Origin of the sequence: Mesorhizobium sp. M1E.F.Ca.ET.041.01.1.1 (assembly GCF_003997355.1) — a bacterium.
GTDB lineage: Bacteria > Pseudomonadota > Alphaproteobacteria > Rhizobiales > Rhizobiaceae > Mesorhizobium.
The window spans coordinates 1-3,337 of record NZ_RZSL01000624.1 but is presented as its reverse complement, the minus strand read 5'-3'; the positions used below and the strand labels follow the sequence as shown (position 1 = coordinate 3,337).

Here is a 3,337-nt window from a genome sequence, read left to right as displayed (position 1 = left end):
TCATTTGAGGGCTCCTCCATTCGCCTGAGCGCGGGCGCGGGCTGGGCGCTGCAAGACGCGATCGAAATATGCATTGACCCGTTCGGAGTCGATCGGGAATCGGCCGGCGCGGGCCCAACCGCCGATGTCGCCGAGCAGCACGTCGACGGCCGAGAAACGATCGCCGAGCGCGAAAGGCTTGTCGCCGAGCCGACGATCGAGCGCCTTCACTTCGGAAGCGAAATCATGCGCGGCTGCGGGGCCGACATCGACGCGCATCTCCTTGGGCAGCAGGAAGCGGTGGCGCAGCTTGTTCCACAGCGGCGCTTCCAGCTCGCTCTGGGCGAAATGCATCCAGGAATCCATCTCGGCACGGCCGGCGAGGCCGGGATTGGCGCCCATGCCCATCTCGCCATGCTTGTCCGCCAGGTAGACGCAGATCGCGGCCGAATCCGTGATCTCGAGATCGCCGTCGATCAGGATCGGCACTTTGCCGGAAGGATTGAGCGCGTAGGCTTCCGGCGAGCGCAGCTTGACCTCGACGAACTCGTAGGGCTGCACGAGCTCCTCGAGCATCCAAAGCACGCGGCTGACCCGGGAACCTCGCGATCCGACGGCCTTGTACATGATTGAACCCTGCCTTCTCCCCGACCCTAAACTATCCATCCCGTTGGCCCAATGCGCATGACCCCGAAAATCGGAATCGATTTTCGGAAAGGATCATGCGCCAACTCAAAGTGCTACAGCGTCCTTTGCGCGTCCGAAAGACGCGCGGCGCTGTAGTCAGACGATGGTGTCGAAGAGCCGCAGGATGAAGGATATCTGGTATATGAGGGCGGCCGCGACGAAAGCGATGTGGAAGCGGCGGTCGCGCACCAGGATCGCGACCAGGCAAAGCGCCACGAACACCGGCGTGCGGATCAGATATTCATTGCCGAAACGGGCGAAATGCTCCGGGCCTTTGAGCAGCGTGTCTATGATATCGAGCAGATAGGTGGCGCCAAGCAGGCCGAAGAACCAGGCACGCCGCGAATAGAAATAGTCCTCATAGCTGGTGTAGTCGAGCATCGAATCCGGAAACAGCAGCGCGCAGAGCAGGAAGAGCGTGATGGCATAGAAGATGATGAAAAGGTACTTGCCGAAGGTCCAGGACTGGATGGCGTAGAGTCCGAACTCCCACCACCAGAAGTGCACCAGCATCAAGAGAACCGAGCCGACCCAGGCGAGATGCACGGCATAGAGCCGGTACTGGCCGGGATGCTGAACGATGCGGGCGACGCCCGACAGGAGCCGCGTGACGCCAAGGCCGACCACCATGCCCATGACGATGCGGATATGCGGGAAGATGTCGTGGGGAGAGGCGATTTCTGCTGCCATGGTTGTCCGCTATGCAGTTGCTCAACCGCATAGTGCAAGGTCCACCTTCGAGCCGCAACGGAATTTGGCCGTTCACCGGAAACGTCGCCGTCAGAACAGAAAGTACCTCTGCGCCATCGGCAGCACGGTCGCCGGCTCGCAGGTCAACAACTCGCCGTCGGCGCGAACCTCATAAGTTTCCGGATCGACCTCGACATGCGGCGTGGCGTCGTTGAGCACCATCGAATGCTTGCCGATGCCGCCGCGCGTGTTCTCGACCGCGACCATGGCCTTGTCCACGCCCAGCCTGCCCTGCAGACCGGCATCGAAGGCGGCCTTGGAGACGAAGGTCACCGAGGAGTTGGTCAGCGCCTTGCCATAGGCGCCGAACATAGGCCGGTAGTGCATCGGCTGCGGTGTCGGGATCGAGGCATTGGGATCGCCCATGGGTGCGGCCGCGATCGTGCCGCCAACCAGCACCATCTCCGGCTTGACGCCGAAAAAGGCAGGGTTCCACAGCACCAGATCGGCGCGCTTTCCGACCGCGACCGAGCCTATCTCTTTCGACAGGCCATGCGCGATCGCCGGGTTGATCGTGTATTTGGCGATGTATCGGCGGACGCGGAAATTGTCGTTGTCGCCGGTTTCCTGCTGCAGCGCTCCGCGCTGGCGCTTCATCTTGTCGGCTGTCTGCCAGCAACGGATCGCCACCTCGCCCACGCGGCCCATGGCCTGGCTGTCGGAGGAGATGATCGAAAAGGCGCCGATGTCGTGCAGGATGTCCTCGGCCGCGATCGTCTCCTTGCGGATGCGGCTTTCGGCAAAGGCGATGTCCTCAGGGATCGACGGCGACAGATGATGGCAGACCATCAGCATGTCGAGATGCTCGGCCAGCGTGTTGACGGTGTAAGGCCGCGTCGGATTGGTCGAGGACGGGATGACGTTGGGCAGGCCGCAGACCTTGATGATGTCGGGCGCATGGCCGCCACCGGCACCTTCGGTGTGGAAGGCATGGATGGTGCGGCCCTTGATCGCCGCCACCGTGTTCTCGACAAACCCCGATTCGTTCAGCGTGTCGGTGTGGATCATCACCTGCACGTCGTAGTCGTCGGCGACCGACAGGCAGCAGTCGATCGCGGCAGGCGTCGTGCCCCAGTCCTCGTGCAGCTTCAGCGAGCAGGCACCGGCAAGCACCATTTCCTCGAGCGCCGCCGGCCGGGATGCGTTGCCCTTGCCGGACAGGCCAATGTTCATCGGGAAAGCATCGAAGGACTGGATCATGCGCGCCAAGTGCCAGGGGCCAGGCGTGCAGGTGGTGGCCAAAGTGCCATGCGCCGGACCCGTGCCGCCGCCCAGCATCGTGGTGATGCCGCTCATCAGCGCTTCCTCGATCTGCTGCGGGCAGATGAAATGGATGTGCGCGTCGAAGCCGCCGGCGGTCAGGATCTTGCCTTCGCCGGCGATGATCTCGGTGCCCGGGCCGATGATGATGGTGACGCCATCTTGAGTGTCGGGATTGCCGGCCTTGCCGATGGCTGCGATACGGCCGTCCTTCAGACCGATATCGGCCTTGACGATGCCGGCCAAGGCATCGACGACCAGCGCGTTGGTGATGACGGTATCGACCGCGCCCTGCGCCCTCGCGACCTGGCTCTGGCCCATGCCGTCGCGGATGACCTTGCCGCCGCCGAACTTCACCTCCTCGCCATGGACGGTGAAATCCTTCTCGACCTCGACGAACAGCTCGGTGTCGGCGAGCCGCACCTTGTCGCCGACGGTCGGGCCATACATCTGCGCATAAGCGGCACGGGTTAATCTGGCCATCAGCGATTGCTCCCGAAAGTGAGGTTATTTGAGTGTGTCGCGCACATTGTCGCCATCCAATGGTCACTGAATGACCCGCTCGGCGACACCTTCCGATCCCATTTGGCGGTTGAGGTGGCCGAGTCAGCCCAAAACGACCGTTTGCCAAACCGATGGAAGGAATATCCATGCGCAAGAC

3 protein-coding genes are annotated in these 3,337 nt (G+C 62.6%); all 3 read right to left on the bottom strand.

The features are described from left to right. Entirely contained in the window at window positions 1-606 is a 606-nt protein-coding gene (locus EOA38_RS31500; RefSeq protein ID WP_127301063.1) for a glutathione S-transferase family protein, read from the bottom strand. Window positions 607-762: 156 nt separating this feature from the next. After that, complete coding sequence (locus tag EOA38_RS31495) at window positions 763-1,356, bottom strand: hypothetical protein (RefSeq protein WP_126090742.1); 594 nt, start codon at window positions 1,354-1,356, stop codon at window positions 763-765. Between the two features lie 90 nt (window positions 1,357-1,446). Beyond that, a complete protein-coding gene (ureC, locus tag EOA38_RS31490) occupies window positions 1,447-3,162 on the bottom strand; it encodes an urease subunit alpha (protein ID WP_189435043.1) in 1,716 nt (571 codons plus the stop codon). Between the last annotated feature and the right edge of the window lie 175 nt (window positions 3,163-3,337).